Genomic DNA, 23,143 nt, shown 5'->3' with positions numbered 1-23,143 from the left:
GCTCTTGGGGCGCTCTTGGGGCTCGGGTCCTGCGCGTCAGACGCGCGGCCTGGCCCGGGGCGGACGCGGCGGGACCGGTCTGGCCGATGTCTGCCCGGAAAGGGTCGGGCAAGGGTCGGGCAGGGGTCTGGCAGGGCCGGGTGAAGGCCGGATGCGGGTCGGGACAAGGGCCGGTTGGCACAGGACATCGCGGCAGCGATGGGTCGGGCAAAGGAGCGGTGCGGGTGTTTGTGCGTCAGGAAAAGAGGCAATCTCGTCTGTCGGTGAAGGCTGCCGTGCTTGCAGCCGTGGCAGGGTTCGGACTTGGGGCGGGGACAGCTCAGGCCCAGTCGCCGCTGGAGGCCCTGCAGCAGTACAACCAGCGCGCCGAGTGGGAAGACAAGTTCGACGCCACGCTCGAAAGCCTGGATGCGATCAAGACCTCGACGCCGATCCTGTCGACCAGCACGGCCGATTATGTGGCTGCGGCCATCAACACCTATTCGATGATCGTCCAGCGCGGCGGCTGGGGCCAGGTGCCGCCGTCGAGCCGTCCGCTGCGCATCGGGGCGCAGGACAGCGCCGTCACCGAGCTGCGCCGCCGCCTGATGGCCTCCGGTGACCTCGAGCAGACCGCCGGCCTGTCCGACACGTTCGATTCCTACGTCGATGCGGCCGTGCGCCGCTTCCAGGTCCGTCACGGCCTGATCCCCGACGGCTCCGTCGGCCAGACCACGCTGGTGGCCCTGAACGTGCCGGCAGAGGTGCGCCTGCGTCAGCTGGAGACCAACCTGGTGCGCCTGCGCTCCATGTCGGGCTTCCTCGGTGACCGCTACGTGATGGTCAACATCCCGGCTGCCGAGATCGAGGCGGTCCAGAACGGCCAGGTGCGCTCGCGCCACACCGCCGTCGTCGGCAAGATCGACCGCCAGACGCCGATCCTCAATTCCAAGATCTACGAGATCAACTTCAACCCGTACTGGACCGTGCCGGTGTCGATCATCCGCAAGGATCTGATCCCCAAGATGAAGCAGGATCCCCAGTATCTGGCCAAGAACAAGATCCGCATCTTCGACTGGCAGAACAACGAGCTGTCGTGGCAGCAGATCGACTGGAACTCCGACGAGGCGACCCAGTACCAGTTCCGTCAGGACCCGGGCGAGATCAACTCGCTCGGCACCATGAAGCTGAACTTCCACAACACCCATCAGGTCTATCTGCACGACACGCCGTCGAAGACGCTGTTCGGCACCGACAATCGCTTCCATTCCTCGGGCTGCGTGCGCGTCCAGAACGTGCGCGACCTGGTCAGCTGGATGCTGGAATCGACCACGCCCGACTGGAACCGTGCCCGCGTCGACGAGACGATCCGCTCCGGCGCCCGCGAGGACGTGAAGCTGAAGACCCAGGTGCCCTTGTACCTGACCTACATCACCGCCTGGGCCAACGAGGACGGCATCGTCCACTTCCGCGAGGACATCTACAACCGCGACGGCCTCTATGGTGGCGACGTCGCCGGGTTGCAGTAAGCCGGGAGACTGCGGGGGCCGGATGTTCCGGCCCTTGTGCTGACCGGAGCCCGGATGGGCCTGATCCGTGTTGCTGGCCCGTCTTGTTGGCAAGGCTTGCTGGCCAGGCTTGCTGGCCAGGCTGGGCGCCAGAGAGGCGCTGCGCGGGCTGTCGAGCCGCTCCGTCACCGCCGCCGGATGCCGGATGCCGGATGGCCTCGCGGGTGTCGGTGTCCCTTGCTAGGATGGGGCACGTGCGGAATCAGGAGCACCAGGCCATGGCGGGGCACCCGGTGGAAGTCTATTTCGAGTTCGTGCCGCTCGGCCGGCAGGTGAAGGTCGTGGCCATCGACGCGGCGAGCGGCGTCGAGGTGTCGATCGTCGCCCCGGCCGGCGCCTCGCAACGCGACATGGAGACGATCGCGCTGCGCAAGCTGACCAAGCGCCTCACCGATCTGGCCGAAGGGGCCTGAGCCCGCATCCCGCACCGCCGCGTCCCTTTCATCGCGCAGGAGCGCGCCGGGCGACGACGCGCCGCACCGTCGCTGCGGCAGGAAATGTCGGTTGATGGCAGTCCTGTGACGGTTGGTCACTTGGTTCGGGGGGAGGGCTGTGCTAGATGCAGGGCTCCCTGACGCGGATTGCCGTCTGCCCCGTGGCCAGCGCCGACTGGTCCGGCCGCCGGAGCGCCGTCACCGCGGCGGGTTCGCTGATGTGAGCTGGTCCCGGCTGCAGGCTGACTGCCCGGGCGGGGTCGGTTCTGGTGGGCTGAGCGGAAGGCGAGCGAGCCGCCCCGCTGCAGCAGGCCGGCCGGCCTGCCGGTCCCCGCTTCCCGATGCCCTGCGCTCGCTGAAAAGGACGTTGCCATGTCGATGACGGATACCTCGGCCAGCCAGTCGATCTATCCCGGGTTCTTCACCCGCACCCTCGCTGACAGCGATGCGGATGTGTTCGCTGCCATCCAGAAGGAAGCCGGTCGTCAACAGCACGAGATCGAGCTGATCGCGTCGGAGAACATCGTCTCGCGGGCGGTGCTCGAGGCGCAGGGCTCCGTGCTGACCAACAAGTACGCCGAAGGCTATCCGGGCAAGCGCTACTACGGCGGCTGCCAGTATGTGGACATCGTCGAGAACCTGGCCATCGAGCGCGCCAAGCAGCTGTTCGGCGCCAAGTTCGCCAACGTGCAGCCCAATTCCGGCAGCCAGATGAACCAGGCCGTGTTCCTGGCCCTGCTGCAGCCGGGCGACACCTTCATGGGCCTCGACCTGAATTCGGGCGGCCACCTGACCCACGGCTCGCCGGTGAACATGTCCGGCAAGTGGTTCAACGTCGTCTCCTATGGCGTGCGCAAGGAGGACCACCTCCTCGACATGGCCGAGATCGAGCGGCTGGCCCACCAGCACAAGCCGAAGCTGATCGTCGCCGGCGGCACCGCCTACTCGCGCGTCTGGGACTGGAAGAAGTTCCGCGAGATCGCCGACGCCGTCGGGGCCTACCTGATGGTCGACATGGCCCATATCGCCGGCCTCGTCGCCGGTGGCGTGCATCCCTCGCCGGTGCCCCATGCCCATGTCTGCACCTCGACCACGCACAAGTCCCTGCGCGGCCCGCGCGGCGGCCTGATCCTCACCAATGACGAGGACATCGCCAAGAAGGTGAACTCGGCCGTGTTCCCGGGCCTGCAGGGCGGTCCGCTGATGCATGTCATCGCGGCGAAGGCGGTGGCCTTCCGCGAGGCGCTGCAGCCGGAGTTCAAGTCCTATGCCGCCTCGGTCGTTGCCAACGCCAAGATGCTCGCCCAGACCCTGCAGGAGCAGGGCCTCGACATCGTCTCCGGCGGCACCGACAACCACCTGATGCTCGTGGACCTGCGTCCGAAGAACGCCACCGGCAAGAAGGCCGAAGGCGCGCTCGGCCGGGCCAACATCACCTGCAACAAGAACGGCATCCCGTTCGACCCGGAAAAGCCGTTCGTCACCTCGGGCATCCGCCTCGGCACGCCGGCCGGCACGACCCGCGGCTTCGGCCTGGCGGAGTTCCGCGAGATCGGTCTCCTGATCACCGAAGTGCTGGACGGCCTGAAGGCGGCCAACAGCGAAGAGGGCAACGCCGCCGTGGAAGCTGCCGTGAAGCAGAAGGTGATCGCGCTGACCGATCGCTTCCCGATCTATCCGGCCTGACGGTCCGTGTGGCGCGAGGCCAGGCTCTGGCCTCGCCGCTCCGGATCTGGTCCTTTCGGCCTCAAGACAAGGTCCGCGCCTGAGGCGCGGGCTTTTTGCGTTTGAAACGCAGCCGACCTGTCCTATCAAGGGCCGGGGCCCGAGGCGGGCTTCGGCCTTCGTGAACACGACAAACGGGAGTTCCTGCATGCGCTGCCCCTTCTGTGGCGGAGACGAGACCCAGGTCAAGGACTCGCGTCCGACCGAGGACAACACGGCGATCCGGCGGCGGCGCGTCTGTTCGACCTGCGGCGGTCGCTTCACCACCTTCGAGCGGGTGCAGCTGCGCGAGCTGATGGTGGTCAAGCGCTCCGGCCGCCGCGTGCCCTTCGACCGGGAGAAGCTGATGCGCTCCGTCGAGACGGCCGTGCGCAAGCGTCCCGTCGATCCGGAGCGGATCGAACGGATGGTCAGCGGCATCGTGCGCCAGCTCGAAAGCACGGGCGAGGGCGAGGTCGCCAGCGAGACCATCGGCACCCATGTCATGGAAGGGCTGAAGAACATCGACAGCGTCGCCTATGTCCGCTTTGCCTCGGTCTACAAGAACTTCCGCGAGGCCAAGGACTTCGAGGCGCTGATCGGCGAGCTGAACAACCCTGGCGGACGGGCGCTGGAGGACGAGTGAGCAGCGTCACGGCCCCGACGGAGACCGACCGCCGGCTGATGCAGGCCGCGATCGCGCTGGCCACGCGCGGCCTTGGCCGGGTCTGGCCCAATCCCTCGGTCGGCGCGCTGATTGTCGCGGGCGAGGGCGAGGGCGAGGACGCCGGGCGGCGGATCGTCGGGCGCGGCGTGACCGCGCGCCCCGGCGGGCCGCACGCGGAAGTGAGTGCCCTGCGCAGCGCCGGCGAGGCCGCGCGCGGGGCCACCGCCTATGTCACGCTGGAGCCCTGTTCCCACTACGGCCGCACGCCGCCCTGTTCGCTGGCGCTGGTCGAGGCCGGCATCCGCCGGGTCGTCATCGGCTGTCTCGACCCTAACCCGCGCGTCGCCGGCCGCGGCCTGTCGATGCTGCGCGAGGCGGGCGTCGAGGTGCTGGCGGGCGTTGAGGAAGAGGCCGCCCGCTGGCTGCATGCGGGGCATAACATGCGCGTCACCGCCATGCGTCCGCTGGTCATGCTGAAGCTGGCCGTCTCCGCCGACGGCGGCATCGGCCGTCCGGGAGACGGCCAGGTCGCCATCACCGGCCCGGAGGCCCGGGCCCTCGTGCACGGTCTGCGGGCCCGCTACGACGCGATCCTGGTAGGCATCGGCACCGTGCTGGCCGATGACCCGGAGCTGACCTGCCGTCTGCCGGGCATGGGCAGCCGCTCGCCCGTCCGGGTCGTGCTGGACCGTCAGGCCCGCCTGCCACTGACGAGCCGGCTGGTGCGCGGCGCCGCCGATGTGCCCGTGTGGGTGATCGCCGGCCATGACGCGGATCCGGAAAGGGTGGAGGCGCTGACGGGCGCCGGCGTGCTGGTGATCCGCGTCCCCCCCTGCGAGCGGGGCATCGACCCGCTGGTCGCCGTGACGGCGCTGGCCAATCGCGGCATCACCCGGCTGATGGTCGAGGGCGGCGCACAGGTGGCGGCAAGCTTCCTCGATGCCGGGCTGATCGACGAGGCCTTCCTCTTCACCGGACAGCCAAGCCTTGGGCCAGGCGCAATCCTGCCCTTCGCCGGACGCCCCCTTGCGGCCCTGACCGAAAGCCCCATCTACCGCCTCGCCGGCACAAGCCGCCATGGGGCCGACCGGCTCATGCGCCTCGCGCGCAAGGAGATCTGACATGTTCACTGGTATCGTCACCGATGTCGGCGTGATCCGTTCCGTCACCGACATTCCCGCCGGCAAGCGCACGCGCATTGCAACCGCCTATGACCCGGAGGGCATCGACCTCGGCGCGTCCATCGCCTGCGGTGGCCCGTGTCACACCGTCACCGCCAAGGGGCGCGACGGCGAGGGCAACTGGTTCGAGGTGGAAAGTGGCGCGGAGACGCTGCGGCTGACCACGGTCAAGGACTGGCGTGCCGGCATGCGCCTCAACCTGGAACGGTCCCTGTCGCTGGGCACGGAGCTGGGGGGGCATCTGGTTCTGGGGCACGTCGACGGGCTGGCCCGCATCGTGGCGCGCCGCGACCATCCCGACAGCGTCTACTTCCGCTTCGACGCGGCGCCGGACTTCGCCCGCTTCATCGCCCGCAAGGGCTCGGTCGCGCTGGACGGCACCTCGCTCACCGTCAACGAGGTCGAGGGCACCGAATTCTCGGTGTTCCTGATCCCGCATACCCTCAAGGTGACGACCTGGGGGGAACGGCAGGAGGGCGATCACGTTAATCTTGAAGTGGACATGATGGCACGCTATGCCGCGCGCCTTGCCGAATTCGACCGATAGGCAGCCCTCAACGCCGAGGGCTGGACAAACGGGGTCAGGCATGGTTCCTGACCCTGACGATCTCAAGTGAAAGCGACCGACCCGATGAGCTCCGCCCCGCACGTCCTGATTATCGAAGCCCGATTCTACGAAGACATTGCCGATGCCCTCTATGAAGGCGCGGCCAAGACGCTGGAAACGGCCGGGGCAACCCATGACCGCATTTCGGTGCCGGGCGTGCTGGAAATCCCGGCGGCCCTGTCGATGGTGCTCACCTCGATGGAAAACGACGGCACCTTCTATGACGGCTTCGTGCTGCTGGGCTGCGTCATCCGGGGTGAAACCACCCATTATGACATCGTCGCCAACGAATCCGCCCGCGTGATCATGGACCTCATCGTCGATGCGGACCTGGCGGTCGGCAACGGCATCCTGACCGTCGAGAACGACGACCAGGCCTGGGCCCGCGCCCGGGTGACCGACAAGGACAAGGGCGGGGCTGCCGCCCGCGCTGCCCTCGACATGATCGCCCTGCGCGAGAAGCTCGGGATCTGACTGCCATGACTGACGGTGCATCCAACGCAGGCGACCGCGAGGTCAAGCCGGCCAACAAGCGCGGCACCGCCCGCCTCGGCGCGGTGCAGGCGTTGTACCAGATGGACATCGGGGGCTCCTCGCTCACCGATGTCATCAACGAGTTCACCGCGTTCCGGCTCGGCAAGGAAGTGGACGGCGCCCAGTACCTGGACGCCGACGAGCACTACTTCAAGTCGGTGGTGAAGGGCGTGGTCGAGGAGCAGCGGCTCATCGACCCGTTCATCCACACCGCGCTGGTCGAGGACTGGCCGCTGAAGCGCATCGACAGCCTGCTGCGCGCCATCCTGCGGGCCGGCGGCTTCGAGCTGCTGCGTCGCCGCGACGTTCCGGCCAAGGTGATCATTTCGGAGTACATCGACATCGCCAAGGCCTTCTACGCCGAGGACGAGCCCCGGCTGGTCAACGGGGTGCTCGACCGGCTGGCCCACGACCTGCGCAGCCAGGAGCTGCCCCCGCGTCCGGCAGCCGGGGATGACGGCGAGAGCGCCGGCGATGGGGCGGACGATGCGGCGGCCGAAGCGGACGGGGCTGACGCCCGCAAGGCCGACTGAGCGCCCCGATGGCTGGCGAGAGGCCGCATGAATTCGCGCTGATCAAGCGCTTCTTTGCGCCGCTTGCCAGCGATCCCGGAGCCCTGGGCCTCACCGACGATGCCGCGACCCTGGCGCCGTCGGCAGGTTGCGAGCTGGTCCTGACCAAGGACCTGCTGGCGGCCGACATTCATTTCTTTTCCCATGATCCGGCCGAGGCGATTGCCGCCAAGGCGCTGCGCGTCAACCTGTCGGACCTGGCCGCCAAGGGCGCGCGGCCGCGCGGCTACCTGCTCGGGCTGGCGCTGCCGGCGGCCTGGGATGCCGAGTGGCTGGAGCGCTTCTGCGCCGGCCTTGCGCACGACCAGGATACCTACGGCATCACGCTGCTCGGCGGCGACACGATTGCCTCCGGCGGCAAGCTGCTCCTGTCGGTGACGGCCATCGGCGAGGTCCCGGCCGGGCGCGCGGTCCGCCGCACCGGTGCTGCGCCCGGTGACAGCCTCTATGTGACCGGCACGCTGGGCGATGCGGCGCTGGGGGTGCGGCTGCGCTACGAGCCGGACCTGGCCCGGAGCCTCGCGCTGTCCCCGGACGATCAGGCGCATCTCCTCGACCGTTATCTTCTGCCGCAACCGCGCACCGCGCTCGCCGCCGCCGTGCTCGCCCACGCCAGCGCCGCCATGGACCTGTCGGACGGGCTGACGGGCGACGCGGCCCACATGGCCGCAGCCTCCGGCGTCGACCTCGCGGTCGAGGTCACGGCGGTGCCGTTGTCGCAGGCCGCCCGGCAGGTGCTGGCCCGCTCCCCCGAGTGGCTTGCCACCTGCCTTGGCGGCGGCGACGACTACGAACTCCTGCTGGCGGTTCCCGAGGACCGGCGCGACGCCTTCGAGCGCGATGCCGCCGCAGCCGGCGTGCCCGTGACGCGCATCGGCGCCGCCCGCCCGCCGGTCGGAGCCACGGGGGTGCTCGGCTATTTCAGGGATGGTGCAAGTTTCACCCTTGCGGGCAAGGGCGGCTTCCGACACTTTTGAGGCTGTCCCGCCCCGGATCAGCCGGACCTCCGCCTGGTGCCGCGCGTCCCGCCCGCCCTGATCCGGATCCCGTTCCGTGCCAGCCCCGATGGTCGCAGCCCTGCGCCCCGGGGCCGGAGTGACCCGCATGAGCCATCCCGCCGCCACACCCGCCTCTGCCCTCGCGGCCGGCATCGACGACCGCATCGCCCGGCGCAACGTGGCGATCCTGGCCTGCGCCCAGGCGCTCGGCGGCGCCTCCGCCTCCATTGTCATCTCGACCGGTCCGCTGATCGGTGCAGCCCTGCTCGGGCCCGACAAGTCGCTGGCGACGCTGCCCGTCTCGTTCATGGTGCTGGGCACCGCGATCGGCATGCTGCCGGCGGGCATGCTCATGCGCCGCTTCGGGCGCCGGACCAGCTTTCTCGGCTCCTCGATCGGCGGCACCGTCACGGCGCTGCTGGCGGCCCTGGCGGTGCTGGCCGGACACTTCTGGCTGTTCACGCTGGCCTGCGGCGCGATGGGCTTCGTGACGGCCTTCGTGCAGCAGTTCCGCTTCGCGGCCGCCGACACGGCAAGCGACGCGTTCCGGCCACGGGCCATTTCCTGGGTCATGGCCGGCGGGATCCTGGCCGGCGTGATCGGGCCCCAGACCGTGATCCTCACGCGCGACCTGCTTGCGCCGATCCTGTTTGCCGGCACCTACGTGGCGCTCGCCGGCCTGTCCTTCCTCGCCTTTCTGGTGCTCTGGTTCCTGCAGGCACCGCCCCCGGTCGCGCGCGCGGCGCAGGGCGTTGCCCGCCCCCTGTCCGAGATCATGCGCCAGCCGGCCTTTCTGGTGGCCGCGACCTGCGGCATCGTCTCCTACGCGCTGATGAGCCTCGTCATGACGGCGACCCCGCTGGCCATGATCGGCTGTGGCCTGTCGACGACGGACGCGGCGCTGGCGATCCAGTGGCACGTGCTGGCGATGTTCGGCCCGAGCTTCTTCACCGGCGCGCTGATTGCCCGCTTCGGCGTGCGCACCATCGTGGTGACCGGGCTGGCGCTCCTGTGCGGCTGCGGCATCATCTCGCTGAGCGGGCAGGACGTGGCGCATTTCTGGGTGGCGCTGATCCTGCTCGGCCTTGGCTGGAACTTCGGCTTCATCGGCGCGACCACGATGCTGACGGCCTGCTACCGGCCGGCCGAGCGCACGATGGTCCAGTCGGCAAACGACTTCCTGGTCTTCGGCTTCGTGGCCTTCGCCTCGTTCTCCTCCGGCTCGCTGCTGCACAATTTCGGCTGGGGCACCGTCAACGTGCTGATCTTCCCCGTCACGGCCCTGTGCCTGGCGGCGATGCTGGCCCTTGGCAGGACGCAGCGATCCGACCGTACCGTCTAAGTAAAACGACGATTGTCGGCAGCTGAATATTGCACTGCGTAAATTGTTGCGTTGCGGCTGCCGCAGCGCGGGAAATGAAGCGCGGGGCATCCTGCAAGAAACTGCAGGTTCAGCTTGACCAACCCCACTTGTTACCTGTTACCGTGGCGCTGTCGTCCCGTGCCGGGGAATGGATCAGGAACTTGTCACATGCACGGGGCCGGTCTGCAGCCTGTTGCCGCATAACATAAATTCGCAAACAGCGGGGCGAAGGCTGCGTGTCATTCGGGGAGGACTCATGACCGAGCTTGTCGTCGTCATTGCCTGTGGCCTCCTGGCCATTGCCTACGGGATCTGGGCCATCCAGTCCGTCATGGCAGCCGATGCCGGGAACGCGCGCATGCAGGAAATCGCAGGGGCCATCCAGGAAGGCGCCCAGGCCTATCTCACGCGCCAGTACACCACCATCGGCATCGTCGGGGTGCTGATCTTCATCCTCGGTGCCTGGCTTCTGGGCATGCCGGTGGCGATCGGCTTCGCCGCCGGCGCCATCCTCTCCGCGCTCGCCGGCTTCATCGGCATGCATGTCTCGGTCCGGGCCAACGTGCGCACGGCGCAGGCCTCGGCCAGGAGCCTGTCGGCCGGGCTTGAGATCGCCTTCAAGTCGGGCGCGGTCACCGGCATGCTGGTGGCCGGCCTCGCGCTGCTGGGCGTGGCCGTCTACTATGCCGTGCTCACGGGCCTGCTCGGCCATGCCCCCACCGACCGCATCGTCATCGACGCGCTGGTGGCGCTCGGCTTCGGTGCCTCCCTCATCTCGATCTTCGCCCGCCTGGGCGGCGGCATCTTCACCAAGGGCGCCGACGTGGGCGGCGATCTGGTCGGCAAGGTGGAAGCCGGCATCCCGGAGGATGACCCGCGCAACCCGGCCACCATCGCCGACAACGTGGGCGACAACGTCGGCGACTGCGCCGGCATGGCGGCCGACCTGTTCGAGACCTATGCGGTGACACTCGTCGCCACGATGGTGCTGGCCGCGATCTATTTCGCCGGCACGCCCACGACCGCAGCGGCCATGCTCTACCCGCTGACCATCGGCGGCATCTGCATCGTCACCTCGATCATCGGCACGTTCTTCGTCAAGCTCGGCGCCAACAACTCGATCATGGGGGCGCTCTACAAGGGCTTCATCGCCACCTCGGTCTTGTCGCTGGTGGTGCTCTATCCGCTCACCGCCTGGGTCTTCGGCGGCATGGACGTGGCGCTGACCACCACCCGCGGCCTGAGCTTCACGCCGATGGACCTGTACCTGTGCGGCGTCGCCGGCCTTGCCGTCACCGGGCTGATCATCTGGGTGACGGAATACTACACCGGCACCGGCTTCCGCCCGGTCCGCTCCATCGCCCAGGCCTCGGTCACCGGCCATGGCACCAACGTCATCCAGGGCCTGGCCATCTCGATGGAGGCCACCGCCATTCCGGCGCTGATCATCATCGCGGGCATCATCGTCACCTACACGCTCGCCGGCCTGTTCGGCATCGCCATCGCGGTGACGACCATGCTGGCGCTGGCGGGCATGGTCGTGGCGCTCGATGCCTTCGGTCCGGTCACGGACAATGCCGGCGGCATTGCCGAGATGGCGGACCTGCCGGCGTCGGTGCGCGTCACCACGGACGCCCTCGATGCGGTCGGCAACACCACCAAGGCCGTGACCAAGGGCTATGCCATCGGCTCGGCCGGGCTCGGCGCGCTGGTCCTGTTTGCCGCCTACACCGAGGACCTGCGCTTCTTCATCGCCAACTCCGACAGGTATCCGTACTTCCAGGGCCTGACCAACGAGACGCTCGATTTCTCGCTGTCCAATCCGTATGTCGTGGTCGGCCTCTTCTTCGGCGGCCTGCTGCCCTATCTCTTCGGCGGCATCGCCATGACCGCCGTGGGCCGTGCCGCCTCGGCGGTGGTGGAGGAAGTGCGGCGGCAGTTCCGCGAGAAGCCGGGCATCATGGCCGGCAAGGAGCGGCCCGACTACGGCCGCGCGGTGGACATGCTGACCCGGGCAGCCATCCGCGAGATGATCGTGCCCTCGCTGCTGCCGGTGCTGTCGCCGATCGTCTGCTTCTTCGTCATCAACCTGATCGCCGGCAAGGCCAACGCCTTTGCCGCGCTCGGCGCCATGCTGCTCGGCATCATCATCACCGGGCTCTTCGTGGCCCTGTCGATGACGGCCGGCGGCGGCGCCTGGGACAATGCGAAGAAATACATCGAGGATGGCCACCACGGCGGCAAGGGCTCGGACGCCCACAAGGCCGCGGTGACCGGCGACACGGTCGGTGACCCCTACAAGGACACCGCCGGCCCGGCCGTCAACCCGATGATCAAGATCGCCAACATCGTCGCCCTGCTGCTCCTCGCCGTGCTGGCGCATTGAGGGCAGGGCGGACGTTGCGTGACCTGCGGACGGCCCCGGAGCGATCCGGGGCCTTCCCCCCTTCAACCCAGGCGCCCGCGTCCTCCGGGACGAGAGCGCAGCGAAGATCCGGGACCGGAGAGCCAAGTGCTCTCCCATGGTAACTCATGAAAGATATAGGCCTCGACTCTCCGGTCCCGGCTCGGCGCTTCGCTCACGCTCAGCTGGGCCGGGATGACTGCGGTGAGGTCGAGGTTTATCAGCAGTCAGAGCCCCGGCGTGATCCGGGGCCTCCTGTCGTGAGGACGTGCAGTCGCGGCTGCCTTACAGGCCCAGCGACGGGGTGGTGGCTCCGCGCAGGATCTGGGTGATGAAGCCGTAGTCGGCACCGCCGGTGCGCGTCGTGCGCGAGATGAAGTCGAAGACCTTGCCATCCTGCATGCCGTAGTTGGCAATGTCCTTCACGAAGCCTTCCTCGTCGAAGTAGACGGCGACGACGCGCTGCTCGACGATCTTGTTGCCCATGAAGGCGGTGGTCTGCGAGACCTGCGAGATGTAGTAGTAGACGAGGCCGCTGATGTCGGAGGTCGTCGAGGGCGAGCCAAGCACCAGCTCGACATTTTCCTTGCTCGACCCGACCTGGACCTGCTGCAGCATGTCCGGCGAGATCGTGTGGCCATGATTGAAGGTCTGGGTGAAGCAGCCTCCAAGGGTCAGGCCGAGGAGAATGGGAAGCATCACCACATGCGACTTGGTCTTCATTCCTGCGTTCCTGTCCCCGTTGAACCGGCGCGCTGGCGCGGTGCGTATGTCAATTCGTTCCTTGGCAAAGCGAGTAACCTGCGTTAGGGCACAAGGCAACACCCGCTTTCATCGCATCGCGAAAGGATAGGCATGGTTTTTGGCCTGTTTCGGCGCCGGACACAACCATCCGAATACGCGCTTTATGGCGCCATCGTGGCCCAGGCCCGTCAGCCCGAGCTTTATTCCCGGCTCGGGGTGCCGGACACCATCGATGGCAGGTTCGACATGATGATCCTGCATGCGGTTCTCCTGTTCCGCCGCCTGCAGGGCGAAGGCAAGGAGGTGGCCGCCGTGTCGCAGTCCGTCTTCGACATCTTCTTTGCCGACATGGACGGCTCGCTGCGCGAAATGGGCATCAGCGACAATGCCGTACCGAAAAAGGTGAAGCGGATGGCGGAGGCCTTCTACGGCCGTGCGGCGGCCTATGGCGCAGCCCTCGATGCCGGCGACGTGCATGCGCTGGCGGCCGCCATCGACCGCAATGTCTTTGCCGATGCCTCCAGCCCGGCCTCGGCTCTGGCGCTGGCTCACTATGCCGTGAAGTCGGCCGCGCAGCTTTCGGCAGCGCCCGTCAAGGAGATCCTGGCTGCCCGTCTGCCCTGGCCAGCCCCGGGCGAGGCGGCATCTGCAGGCGGCAAGGGCCCGGCAGAAGGCGGCGCGGACGCGCATGGAGCGAATCATGTCTGATACCGATTTTCCCTATTCGCACCGCTTCGACGTCTCGCGCCTCGGCAACCGGATCCAGACCGTGACCCTCGCCCCGGACGCGGCCGCGCTCGCGCGGATGGCCGAGACCTACGGGCTGCAGGTGCTGGACAGCCTGACGGCGGAGCTGGAGATCCGGCCCTGGCGCAAGGCAGGCGTCTATGTCACCGGCAGCCTGACGGCGCAGGGGCAGCAGCGCTGCGTCGTCACGCTGGAACCCGTGCCGATGTCGGTGACCGACCGGTTCGAGCGGGCCTATGATCCGGCCCCGGTCGAAGGCCGGCGCGCGCCCGACCTTGCCGACGACGGCGAGATCGAGATCGACCTGGATGCGCCCGAGCCGCCCGATGACATCATCGACGGCACCATCGATCTCGGCGCGCTGGTCTGCGAGCAGTTCGTGCTGGCTCTCGACCCGTTCCCGCGGGCACCCGGTGCCGAACTTGACTATGTGGCACCGCCGGAGGCCGAGCCCTCTGAAGACGAACGCCCAAATCCCTTTGCCGTGCTGCAAAAGCTCAAGGACAAGGATCCCCAATAGGGTCAGGATGCCCGGAAAACGGTTGTCACACGGCCCGAAAGCGGTATGTTCGCACCGCTGCGGCCCGCGCGGGCACCGGGCATCCGGCTGCGCGAGGGCATGAGGGTCCGGCGCTGCAACCAGGCACGGGGGGCGGTTCACCCGCCATCCAGAAGGACAACAAGAACCTGCACATGGCGAAACCCATTCATATTGCACTCGATGTCATGGGCGGTGATGCCGGCGCCGAGATGGTGCTGCCGGGCGCGGAACTCGCGCTGCTGCGTCATCCCGACATCCGCTTCCTGCTTTATGGCAACGAGCGCGTGGTTCTGCCGCTTCTGGACAAATACCCGCGCCTGCGTGACGCCTCGACCTTCTTCCATTGCGACGTGGCCGTGGCGATGGACGCCAAGCCCAGCCAGGCACTGCGTCAGGGCCGCTGGCGCTCGTCCATGTGGCGGGCCATCGAAGCGGTGAAGACGGGCGATGCCGATGTCGCCGTCTCGGCCGGCAACACCGGCGCGCTGATGGCCATGTCCAAGTTCTGCCTGCGCACCATGGCCAACATCGAACGCCCGGCGATTGCCGCGATCTGGCCGACCGTGCGCGGGGAATCCGTCGTGCTGGATGTCGGCGCGACGATCGGTGCCGACGCGCAGCAGCTGATCGACTTCGCCATCCTTGGCGGTGCCATGGCACGCGCCCTGTTCGGCGTGCAGAAGCCGACCGTGGGCCTCCTCAACATCGGCGTCGAGGAAGTGAAGGGCCTGGAAGAGGTCCGCACCGCCGGTCGCATCATGAAGGAAGTGCCCTTCCGCTCCTTCTCCTACGCCGGCTTCGTCGAAGGCGACGATCTCGGCAAGGGCACGGTGGACGTGGTGGTGACGGAAGGATTTGCCGGCAACATCGCGCTGAAGACCGCCGAAGGCACCGCCAAGCAGATCGGCGGCTACCTGAAGTCCGCCATGCAGCGCACCTGGATGGCCAAGCTCGGCTATCTGCTGGCCAAGGGCGCCTTCGACCGGCTGCGCGAGAAGATGGATCCGCGCAAGGTCAACGGCGGCGTGTTCCTCGGCCTCAACGGCGTGGTGATCAAGAGCCACGGCGGCACCGATGCGGAGGGATTTGCCAGCGCAATTGCCCTTGCACATGGCATGGTGCGTAACGAACTCATACACAAGATCGCACAGGACCTGGTTCACTATCATCGTGGCCGGTATGTCGTGCCCTCTGACAACTCCGAAGGTGACGAGTGAGCCTGCTCCGTTCGACCGTTCTCGGCTGTGGCAGCTATCTGCCCGAGAACTTCCTGACCAATGACCAGCTGGCGACCATGGTCGACACCAGCGATGACTGGATCGTCCAGCGCACCGGCATCCGCAAGCGTCACATCGCCTCCGAGGGCGAGTTCACGTCGCATCTGGCGGTCAAGGCGGCCCGCCGCGCGCTCGACAGCGCCGGCCTCGAGCCGAAGGACATCGACATGATCGTCCTGGCGACCGCGACCCCGGACAACACCTTCCCGGCGACCGCCGTGACGGTGCAGAACGAGCTGGGCATGCACCACGGCTTTGCCTTCGACGTGCACGCGGTGTGTTCCGGTTTCGTCTTTGCCACGGCAACGGCCGACAATTTCCTCAAGGCCGGTCAGGCCCGTCGCGCGCTGGTGATCGGCGCGGAGACCTTCTCGCGCATCCTCGACTGGGAGGACCGGACCACCTGCGTGCTGTTCGGCGACGGCGCCGGCGCCATCGTGCTGGAGGCCCGCGAGGCGGCCGGCACCGTGGCGGACCGGGGCGTGCTGACGACGCATCTGCGCTCCGACGGCAGCCACAAGTCCAAGCTCTTCGTCGACGGCGGTCCGTCCTCGACCAAGACGGTCGGTCATCTGCGGATGGAAGGCAAGGAAGTCTTCAAGCACGCCGTCGGCATGATCACCGACGTGATCGAGGATGCCTACACGGCCACCGGCCTCGGGTCGGACGACCTCGACTGGTTCGTGCCGCACCAGGCCAACAAGCGCATCATCGATGCCAGCGCCAAGAAGCTCGGCATCGCGCCGGACAAGGTCGTGACCACGGTCGACCAGCATGGCAACACCTCGGCGGCGAGCATCCCGCTGGCGCTCGACACGGCGGTGCGTGACGGCCGCATCAAGCAGGGCGATCTCGTCATGCTGGAAGCCATGGGCGGCGGCTTCACCTGGGGCTCGGTGCTCTTGCGCTGGTAGGCTTGCGCCTCGCGCGGCCGGCATTCCCGGCCGCTTGCGGCAGCCCCGATCCCGTCTCCCGAGACCTGACGTCATGCGATCGCCCGGGCGCGCAGCCGCCTTGTGCGCTGCAGCAGCCGGTCAGGATTGCAGGTCACTTCTGCCGCAAGCGTGAAAGCCGGGCTGAACGGACCGGGTTGACCGCCGGGACCGGACACAATACCGTAGACCGCAACAGAAGTTTTGCAGCAAAATCAGCTGGATCGATGTGCCGCGGCTGATTTGGGGCTAGGAGGGGGCATGGGCAGCAGGACCGTGACGCGCGCCGACCTTTGCGAAGCCGTCTACCAAAAGGTCGGTCTGTCGAGAACCGAATCCGCCGAGCTGGTGGAACGGGTTCTCGACGAGATATCCGATTGCCTTGTCACCGGCGAATCCGTGAAACTGTCATCGTTCGGATCCTTCGTCGTCCGCTCGAAGGGGGAGCGCATCGGGCGCAACCCCAAGACGGGCGAAGAGGTGCCGATCTCGCCGCGCCGCGTGATGGTCTTCAAGCCGAGCAACATCCTCAAGCAGAAGATCAACGAGACGCTGACCGGGGACGGCAAGGACGACTGAGGCGCTGCTTCGGGCAGAGGCTGCGGGCCACCGGCGGGCGTCGCCTCCGGTGGCTTGACGTCGTTGGAGCAGGACTGGTCCCGCTCCGGTCTGTGGCAGATGCACGGCAGGGCGTAAAGGGATGCTGGCCGTCCGCCTGTGGTCCAGGCCTTTCGCCTCCGGCGGTGGGAGGGAGCGTCACGCCGGCCGGCCAGGTCTGGTGGCGGCCTCTGGCCGTGGGGTCTTGCGGTGCGGTCTGGTGCTGAGGTCTGGCGCTGAGGTCTGGCGCTGAGGTCTGGCGGTTTTGTCTGGCGGTGCCGTGTGGCGCTGTGGTCTGGCAGGCCAGTCTGGCGGGTCGGGCTGCTCGCTGTCCGTGACCGGGAGTGGCGATTGCCAGTTCTGGCAGGCAGCTCTGGCACGCAGGTCTGGCAGGAAGCTCTGGCACGCAGTTCTGGCAGGAAGGTCGGACGGGGAGCGCTGGCAGGATCGCCTGAGCGCGGCCGCGGGTGACCGGTCCGGTTGGCAGGAATGCCCTTGCAGGACCAGTGTGCGGGGCCAGTGTCTGGTGCTGGGGAGCGGTCTGGCCTGACGGTTCGCCCTCGCATCGCCGGAGGGCTCGCCTCTCGGGTCCCTGCATGGGCCGGCGGCGGGGCTGGCGTCCGGGCGGGGCTGGCCGCACGGGCGGCCTGGAGGCTGTGGCTCTGCGGGGTGTCTGAGCGGGATGCCCAAGCCGTGTGCCCGAGCGGCGTGCCTGAGCGGCGTGCCTGAGCAGTGTGCCTGAGCAGTGTGCCGAGCAGGGCGTCTGAACAGTGTGCCGAAGCAGGGTGCCCGATCAGGGTCTCTGTGGTGGCGATCGGGCGGCGGCAGGTCCCGGGACGGGGCCGGCGCTGCCAACCTGACATGAAGAAACCGGCCTGGCCGGGGAGAGATGACGTCGATGTCGCTTGAGAAAAGCCCTGATGCGTTCCGCACCATCAGCGAAGTGGCCGAGGATCTCGACCTGCCGCAGCACGTGCTGCGCTTCTGGGAAACCCGGTTCACCCAGATCAAGCCGCTGAAGCGCGGCGGGGGCCGGCGCTATTACCGCCCCGACGATGTGGAGCTTTTGCGCGGCATCCGCCATCTGCTCTACGGGGAAGGCTACACCATCAAGGGCGTGCAGCGCATCCTGAAGGAGCAGGGGCCGCGCTTCGTCATGCAGATCTGGCGCGAGGATGCCATTCCGCTGGCCGCGGCCGTGCGCATGGATCTGGAGGACGAGGACGACGACACGCCGCCGCAGCTGACCCCGCCGCCGCGCCGCACCGTGGTGAGCGAGCCGGTCTCGACCCGCAGCGACGCCGGTCACGGACTGCCGAGCGAGGTGCTGCCCAAGGGCCTGCTCTCTGACGACGACCCGCGCGCACCCGGAAACAGCCAGCACCGCGGCGGTTTCCGCTTCATGGACCGGTTCCGTGGCGACAAGGCGGAGGGACAGGCGGGCGGCTCGGGCGCGCTGTCGAAGGATGACGTGCGCAAGCTGCAGGCGACGCTGTTCGAGCTGCTGGAGTGCAAGCGCCTGCTCGATCAGGCCCGCTAGGCGCGGTCCGGCGCCCCGGGCCCTGTCGCCGGCCAGGGCAGCCCACGACCGCTCCTGCCGGAAAATCTGATCCGGTCCAACGGCTTGGCCGCTGAGCTGTGCGTTGTTTCGCAAGCCCCGTGCGGGAGGCCTTGCGCCGGGCAAGCGAAGCGGCTAGAGAGGGCGCAGTCGGGCAGTAGCGCAGCCTGGTAGCGCACTTGACTGGGGGTCAAGGGGTCGTCGGTTCGAATCCGGCCTGCCCGACCATTTCTCGGCCATCTTCCCCCAACCGCTCGCGGTGGTGGACCGAGGCTCTTCCTTCCGAAAATTCTGTTTTCCGAAAATTCTGGCTTCTGGAAATCGGTGCGTCCGAAAGATGGCGCTCCCCAAAACCGGTGCGTCCGAAACGGCCTGTCCTGCACGCCTCTGCGGCAGGGAGCGGAGACAGGGTGCCGCCTTGCGCCTGCTGCCTTCCGGCGATGCTGGCCCTTGAGGCGGGCCTGTGGCCCCGGTTGCGGGCGGACGGGGCAGGGGGCGGCCCCGGGGCTCAGGGGCGAGCCGGAGCCCGTGCCGCAGGCGCCGCAGGCGCTCGGGCAGGGACCGCAGCGGAGGCAGGCTTCAGGCCGATGCCGAGCCGCCGGTCGCTGAGCCGGGAGGCCGCGATCAGTCCCCAGGACAGGCCGAGCAGCAGGTAGAGGTGGCGCCAGCGGTCGATGTCGATGACGATGCCGACCAGGATATGCGCGATCAGCACGGCAAACAGGCACTGGGCGAAATAGGACCAGGGGTGGTTGCGGAACATCTGCCGGCCGAGCGCCACCAGCGTCCAGATCATCAGCACGGGCCAGGCAATGCCGCCGAGCCAGCCGTAGGCGGTGAACGCCTTCATGTAGACGTTGTGCTCGTCCTCGGGAAAGTACTTGTTGAACTCAAGCGGCCCGAGGCCGAGCGGCCGTTCCATGGCCATCTCGAAGCCGAGACTGTAGCGGGCGAAGCGGCCGAGCCGGGCGCCGTCATAGGGCTGCACCAGCTTGGCGCGCTGCTCGAACATGTCGGCGACCTGGTCGATCGACAGGGCAACGAGCAGAAGCGCCATCACGGCCACGACGCCGCCGACGGCCAGCAGCACGAGCCTGAGCCGCCTGTCGGCGCGCTGCTCGTTGATCAGCACCAGCAGGTAGACGATGAGACCGGCGACCGCGAGCATGCCCCAGGCGCCGCGCGAGAAGGACAGGAACACGCCGAGGATCAGCACCGGCAGCACGATCAGGGTCGCCCCCCATGTGCGCATTGGCCCCGTCATCACCCGCCGCATCAGCAGCAGCGCCGGCAGCAGCAGGAACGGACCGAACACGTTCGGATCCTGGAACGTGCCCTTGGCACGGTCGTTCAGGGTGAAGACCTCGGCACCGGGAAACAGGTTGAAGAAGCCGACAATGCCGAGGATGGCGCAGAAGAAGGCGCTGGCGATGTAGGCCCGTTCGATGATGTGGATGCGATCCGGCCGCTCGGTGATCAGCGCGGCATAGAACATGGCGGTGGCCGCCAGGAAGGCGGACACGGCCATGTGCATGGTGCCGGAGGGCAGGTCACGGGCGAAGGGAACCGCCATGATGCCGCCAGCCATGAACATCAGCAGCAGCACGATCAGCGGCCCGATCTCGCGGCGGAACTTCAGCCCGGCGAACAGCCAGACCGCCAGCAGCACCGCCATCAGCAGCTCGTAGGGCGCCGGTTCGGCGATCACGAAGCCGCCAAGGAACACCGCCAGCCACAGCGCCGCGTCCCCAAGGCGGCTGACGGGCACGAGCCGCCCGCGCAGGAGCCCGTCGGACGCGGGGACTGTGAGCGACTGGCTCAATACGCGTTCTCCGTGTTGAGGAGGCGCACCGGCGTGAGCGCGAGGATCTTGATGTCGAACAGGATGGACCAGTTCTCGATGTAGTAAAGGTCGAACTCGACGCGCTTCTGGATCTTTTCCTGGGTGTCGACCTCGCCGCGCCAGCCGTTGATCTGGGCCCAGCCGGTGACGCCGGGCTTGACCTTGTGGCGGGCGAAGTAGCCGTAGACCACCTCGTCCCAGGTCTGGTCATTGGTGTGGGCGTTGACCGCATGCGGCCGCGGGCCCACCAGCGACAGGGTGCCGGCCAGCACGTTGAAGAGCTGCGGCAGCTCGTCGATGGAGGTGCGGCGGATGAAGCGGCCGACCTTGGTGACGCGCGGGTCGCCCTTGGTGACGACCTTCTTTGCCGCCGGGTCTGCCATGTCGTGATACATCGAGCGGAACTTCAGGACGTCGATGATCTCGTTGTTGAAGCCATAGCGCTTCTGGCGGAACAGCACCGGTCCCTTGCTGTCGAGCCGGATGGCGATGGCGGTCGCCAGCATCACCGGGGCAAGCGCGACGATGGCAAGGCTGGCCACGACCACGTCGAAGACCCGCTTGGCGACCATGTCCCAGTCGGTGATCGGCTTCTCGACCACATCGACGAAGGGCACCGTGCCGATGAAGGAGGAGCCACGGCTGCGGAAGCGCATCTTGTCGGTGTGGGCGGACAGGCGGATGTCGATCGGCAGCACCCAGAGCTTGCGCAGGAGCTCCAGCACGCGCTTCTCGGCCCTGAGCGGAATGCAGACGATCAGCATGTCGATGCGGGCGCGGCGGGCGAACTCCACCAGCGCGTCGATGTTGCCGAGCTTGGGATAGCCCGCAACCACGGCCGGCGAGCGGTCGTTTGCCCGGTCGTCAAAGATGCCGCAGATGCGGATGTCGTTGTCCTTCTGCGATTCCAGCTCGTGGATGAGATCGGCCGCCGCCGTGCCGCCGCCGACGATCACCGCCCGGCGCTCGAGCCGGCCGCTGGCCATCCAGCTCCGCACCAGCCGCGACAGCAGGAAGCGCATGCCGACGAGCCCGGCCAGTCCCGCCACGTACCAGGCCCCGAACACGCTGGCCGGCACATGGGCGGTCAGCGGCGTCGTGGCGATGGCGATGGCGGCAATGGCGAAGACCAGCGTCCAGCCACCGGCGATCCGTCCGGCCTGGGCAAGCCCCGCCCGCATCACTGGCACCTGGTAGCAATCAAAGGCATGGAAGAAGGCAAGCGCCGAGACGAGGCCAACCGCAAGCAGGGCGAGCGGCAGCGCGCCGGTGGCTGCCCCGGACCCGGCCAGGGCGAAGACCGCCAGCCCGGTCGCCAGCACCATCACCGCATCGGCGAGGCGGACGACCCCTTCCAGCACCGGACGGGAGATCCCGTCGGAGCGCAGGCTGTCGGCAATGCGCAGCGCATCGGCCGACATCAGCGGCTGGGATGCCGCCGGGCGGACGGCGTCGGCCGTTGTGGTGCTGCGCAGCTCCTCGGCAAGCCGGCGGCGCAGGGCCTCGGCATCCTCGGTCGCAGCAGGGTCCGGCGCGGCACCAGACGCGGTGACCGGTGCGGCCAGAGGTGCGGCCAGGGGCGAGGTCAGGGGCGCTGCAAGAGGCGCATCTGTCGGAAAGGGGCGGTCAGCGGAGGTTGCGATCATGGTTTGCTCGGCCGGGCGTAACTGGGTTTTGCAGAAGGCTGTGTGGCAAGGGATGGCGCGACCTCCGGAGCAGAGGGAACCGCTTCGGCATGATGCGGCTCCGTGCCCCTGAGATCGTGGTAGAAACCGGTAATCGAGCCCGACATGGCACCGGCAGAGAACCGGTCCGCCATCGCCTGCCGCAGATCCCGGGCAATCGCCCGCGACAGGTCAGGGCTGTCGAGCATGTCGGCCATGGCGAGCGACAGGCGCTGGCTGTCGCCGGGCTCGACCAGCCGGCCGGCATGCCGGCCGAAGATTTCGGGAATGCCGCCAACGCGGGTCGCCACCATCGGCATCTCGGCCGCCATGGCTTCCAGGACGATGTAGGGCATCGCCTCGGCCCGCGACGGCACGACGACGACACGGCCGCGCGTGAAGGCCTCGCGGGCAGGCAGGGCTCCAAGGAAACGGATCTGCCCGTCAAGCCCGCGATCGGAAACCATCTGGCGATACCGGGCCTCGTCGGGCCCCTCGCCGACGATGCTGGCGGTCACGGCTGCATTGCGTCGCAGGCCGAGATTGTAGATCGCCTCGATGAACAGGTCCGGACCCTTCAGGTCGCGCAGCATGCCGATGTAGATGAAGTCGGTCGCATCCTCCGCCGGACGCACCGGATCGAACTCGCTCGCATGCAGGCCGTTGTAGATGACGCGGGCGGGAATGCGCGGCAGGCCGACCTTGCTCTCGTAGGCGGCGCGCTCGTAGTCGGAGACGAAGACGAGGCCGTCACAGAGGCGCGACTGCAGCCGTTCCAGCGTGTGGTAGACGCGCCCCTCCAGCCGGTGGGGATCATAATGCAGGCTGCCGCCATGCGGGCAGTAGACACGCATCACATTGCGCCGTTGCAGGCGCAGCAGCGTGCCGATCAGCCGCACATAGGCGCCGCCCTTGGCGCCATGCCCGTGCAGCACGTCCGGCTGCAGCGACTTGACGCTGGAATAGAGCCGGAATGCGCCGAAGATGTCGTCGATGGTCAGATGGCGATGAATGGCGAAGCGGGTGATCCCGAGCTTCAGGTGCGGAAGCATGCGTTCGAGGATGGCGACATCGAACGCGGACCCGGTCGTGGAATCACAGACCACACCGACCGCATGGCCGGCCTCAGCCTGGGCGATCGCCAGATCGTGGATGTGCCGGATCGTTCCCCCTACGGGCGAGCGCACGCAGTGGATGATCCGCAAAGGGTGCGGACTCATGACAAAACT

Annotated in this window: 21 protein-coding genes and 1 tRNA gene; 18 read left to right on the top strand and 4 right to left on the bottom strand. The window is 67.9% G+C overall.

Annotated elements, in window-relative coordinates; all coding sequences use genetic code 11:
• Positions 1-218: 218 nt before the first annotated feature.
• From GWI72_RS07880 to GWI72_RS07830, 11 genes are all read left to right on the top strand, one after another.
• On the top strand, positions 219-1,508 hold the full coding sequence (locus GWI72_RS07880) for a L,D-transpeptidase family protein (protein WP_390806078.1): 1,290 nt from the start codon (positions 219-221) through the stop codon (positions 1,506-1,508).
• 257 nt (positions 1,509-1,765) lie between these two features.
• Positions 1,766-1,960 (top strand): DUF6898 family protein, encoded by a 195-nt coding sequence (locus GWI72_RS07875; RefSeq protein WP_161673549.1) that lies wholly within the window; start codon positions 1,766-1,768, stop codon positions 1,958-1,960.
• 393 nt (positions 1,961-2,353) lie between these two features.
• A complete protein-coding gene (gene glyA, locus GWI72_RS07870) occupies positions 2,354-3,667 on the top strand; it encodes a serine hydroxymethyltransferase (protein WP_390806076.1) in 1,314 nt (437 codons plus the stop codon).
• 187 nt (positions 3,668-3,854) lie between these two features.
• On the top strand, positions 3,855-4,331 hold the full coding sequence (gene nrdR, locus GWI72_RS07865) for a transcriptional regulator NrdR (protein ID WP_161673547.1): 477 nt from the start codon (positions 3,855-3,857) through the stop codon (positions 4,329-4,331).
• Positions 4,328-5,473: a bifunctional diaminohydroxyphosphoribosylaminopyrimidine deaminase/5-amino-6-(5-phosphoribosylamino)uracil reductase RibD gene (gene ribD / locus GWI72_RS07860; protein ID WP_348272651.1), complete on the top strand. Its 1,146-nt coding sequence runs from the start codon at positions 4,328-4,330 to the stop codon at positions 5,471-5,473. The genes nrdR and ribD overlap by 4 nt, the downstream gene beginning before the upstream one ends.
• Position 5,474: 1 nt before the next feature.
• On the top strand, positions 5,475-6,080 hold the full coding sequence (locus GWI72_RS07855; protein ID WP_161673545.1) for a riboflavin synthase: 606 nt from the start codon (positions 5,475-5,477) through the stop codon (positions 6,078-6,080).
• An 84-nt stretch (positions 6,081-6,164) separates the two neighbouring features.
• On the top strand, positions 6,165-6,614 hold the full coding sequence (gene ribH / locus GWI72_RS07850) for a 6,7-dimethyl-8-ribityllumazine synthase (protein WP_161673543.1): 450 nt from the start codon (positions 6,165-6,167) through the stop codon (positions 6,612-6,614).
• A 5-nt stretch (positions 6,615-6,619) separates the two neighbouring features.
• Positions 6,620-7,207, top strand: a complete 588-nt coding sequence (nusB, locus tag GWI72_RS07845) for a transcription antitermination factor NusB (RefSeq protein ID WP_161708292.1) — start codon at positions 6,620-6,622, stop codon at positions 7,205-7,207.
• A gap of 8 nt (positions 7,208-7,215) precedes the next feature.
• Positions 7,216-8,223, top strand: a complete 1,008-nt coding sequence (gene thiL / locus GWI72_RS07840) for a thiamine-phosphate kinase (RefSeq protein ID WP_161708291.1) — start codon at positions 7,216-7,218, stop codon at positions 8,221-8,223.
• 127 nt (positions 8,224-8,350) lie between these two features.
• Positions 8,351-9,586, top strand: coding sequence for an MFS transporter (locus tag GWI72_RS07835; RefSeq protein WP_161708290.1), 1,236 nt, complete (start codon positions 8,351-8,353; stop codon positions 9,584-9,586).
• A gap of 277 nt (positions 9,587-9,863) precedes the next feature.
• Positions 9,864-11,993, top strand: coding sequence for a sodium-translocating pyrophosphatase (locus GWI72_RS07830; RefSeq protein ID WP_161708289.1), 2,130 nt, complete (start codon positions 9,864-9,866; stop codon positions 11,991-11,993).
• A 303-nt stretch (positions 11,994-12,296) separates the two neighbouring features.
• Here GWI72_RS07830 and GWI72_RS07825 read toward each other — a convergent pair whose 3' ends face one another.
• Positions 12,297-12,734 (bottom strand): outer membrane protein assembly factor BamE, encoded by a 438-nt coding sequence (locus GWI72_RS07825; protein ID WP_161673533.1) that lies wholly within the window; start codon positions 12,732-12,734, stop codon positions 12,297-12,299.
• 132 nt (positions 12,735-12,866) lie between these two features.
• Here GWI72_RS07825 and GWI72_RS07820 point away from each other — a divergent pair, with 132 nt between their 5' ends.
• The 7 genes from GWI72_RS07820 (at position 12,867) to GWI72_RS07790 (ending at position 18,635) form a co-directional block, all read left to right on the top strand.
• Positions 12,867-13,463, top strand: coding sequence for a ubiquinol-cytochrome C chaperone family protein (locus GWI72_RS07820; RefSeq protein WP_161673531.1), 597 nt, complete (start codon positions 12,867-12,869; stop codon positions 13,461-13,463).
• Positions 13,456-14,022, top strand: coding sequence for a YceD family protein (locus GWI72_RS07815; protein WP_161673529.1), 567 nt, complete (start codon positions 13,456-13,458; stop codon positions 14,020-14,022). Before GWI72_RS07820 ends, GWI72_RS07815 begins: the two co-directional genes overlap by 8 nt.
• A gap of 173 nt (positions 14,023-14,195) precedes the next feature.
• Positions 14,196-15,260: a phosphate acyltransferase PlsX gene (gene plsX, locus GWI72_RS07810; protein WP_161673528.1), complete on the top strand. Its 1,065-nt coding sequence runs from the start codon at positions 14,196-14,198 to the stop codon at positions 15,258-15,260.
• A complete protein-coding gene (locus GWI72_RS07805; RefSeq protein ID WP_161673526.1) occupies positions 15,257-16,234 on the top strand; it encodes a beta-ketoacyl-ACP synthase 3 in 978 nt (325 codons plus the stop codon). The genes plsX and GWI72_RS07805 overlap by 4 nt, the downstream gene beginning before the upstream one ends.
• A 279-nt stretch (positions 16,235-16,513) precedes the next feature.
• On the top strand, positions 16,514-16,831 hold the full coding sequence (locus GWI72_RS07800; protein ID WP_161673524.1) for an integration host factor subunit alpha: 318 nt from the start codon (positions 16,514-16,516) through the stop codon (positions 16,829-16,831).
• 916 nt (positions 16,832-17,747) lie between these two features.
• The gene (locus GWI72_RS07795; protein ID WP_161673522.1) at positions 17,748-18,389 is read left to right on the top strand and encodes a MerR family transcriptional regulator; all 642 of its coding nucleotides are present in this window, start codon (positions 17,748-17,750) and stop codon (positions 18,387-18,389) included.
• Between the two features lie 169 nt (positions 18,390-18,558).
• A tRNA-Pro gene (locus GWI72_RS07790) sits at positions 18,559-18,635 on the top strand.
• A gap of 280 nt (positions 18,636-18,915) precedes the next feature.
• Here the strand turns inward: GWI72_RS07790 and GWI72_RS07785 are convergent.
• From GWI72_RS07785 to GWI72_RS07775, 3 genes are read right to left on the bottom strand one after another with little or no spacing between them, the layout of a single operon-like run.
• Entirely contained in the window at positions 18,916-20,229 is a 1,314-nt protein-coding gene (locus GWI72_RS07785) for an O-antigen ligase family protein (RefSeq protein WP_209000071.1), read from the bottom strand.
• A complete protein-coding gene (locus tag GWI72_RS07780; RefSeq protein WP_179956036.1) occupies positions 20,226-21,896 on the bottom strand; it encodes an undecaprenyl-phosphate glucose phosphotransferase in 1,671 nt (556 codons plus the stop codon). Before GWI72_RS07780 ends, GWI72_RS07785 begins: the two co-directional genes overlap by 4 nt.
• Positions 21,893-23,134 carry a glycosyltransferase family 4 protein gene (locus tag GWI72_RS07775; RefSeq protein ID WP_161673520.1) on the bottom strand — a complete coding sequence of 414 codons (1,242 nt, stop codon included), beginning with the start codon at positions 23,132-23,134 and terminating at the stop codon, positions 21,893-21,895. The genes GWI72_RS07780 and GWI72_RS07775 overlap by 4 nt, the downstream gene beginning before the upstream one ends.
• Positions 23,135-23,143 lie beyond the last annotated feature (9 nt).

Origin of the sequence: Pannonibacter sp. XCT-53 (assembly GCF_009915765.1) — a bacterium.
Classification (GTDB): domain Bacteria; phylum Pseudomonadota; class Alphaproteobacteria; order Rhizobiales; family Stappiaceae; genus Pannonibacter; species Pannonibacter tanglangensis.
The sequence above is the reverse complement of the archived record's forward strand: the minus strand, read 5'-3'. Positions and strand labels throughout refer to the sequence as shown.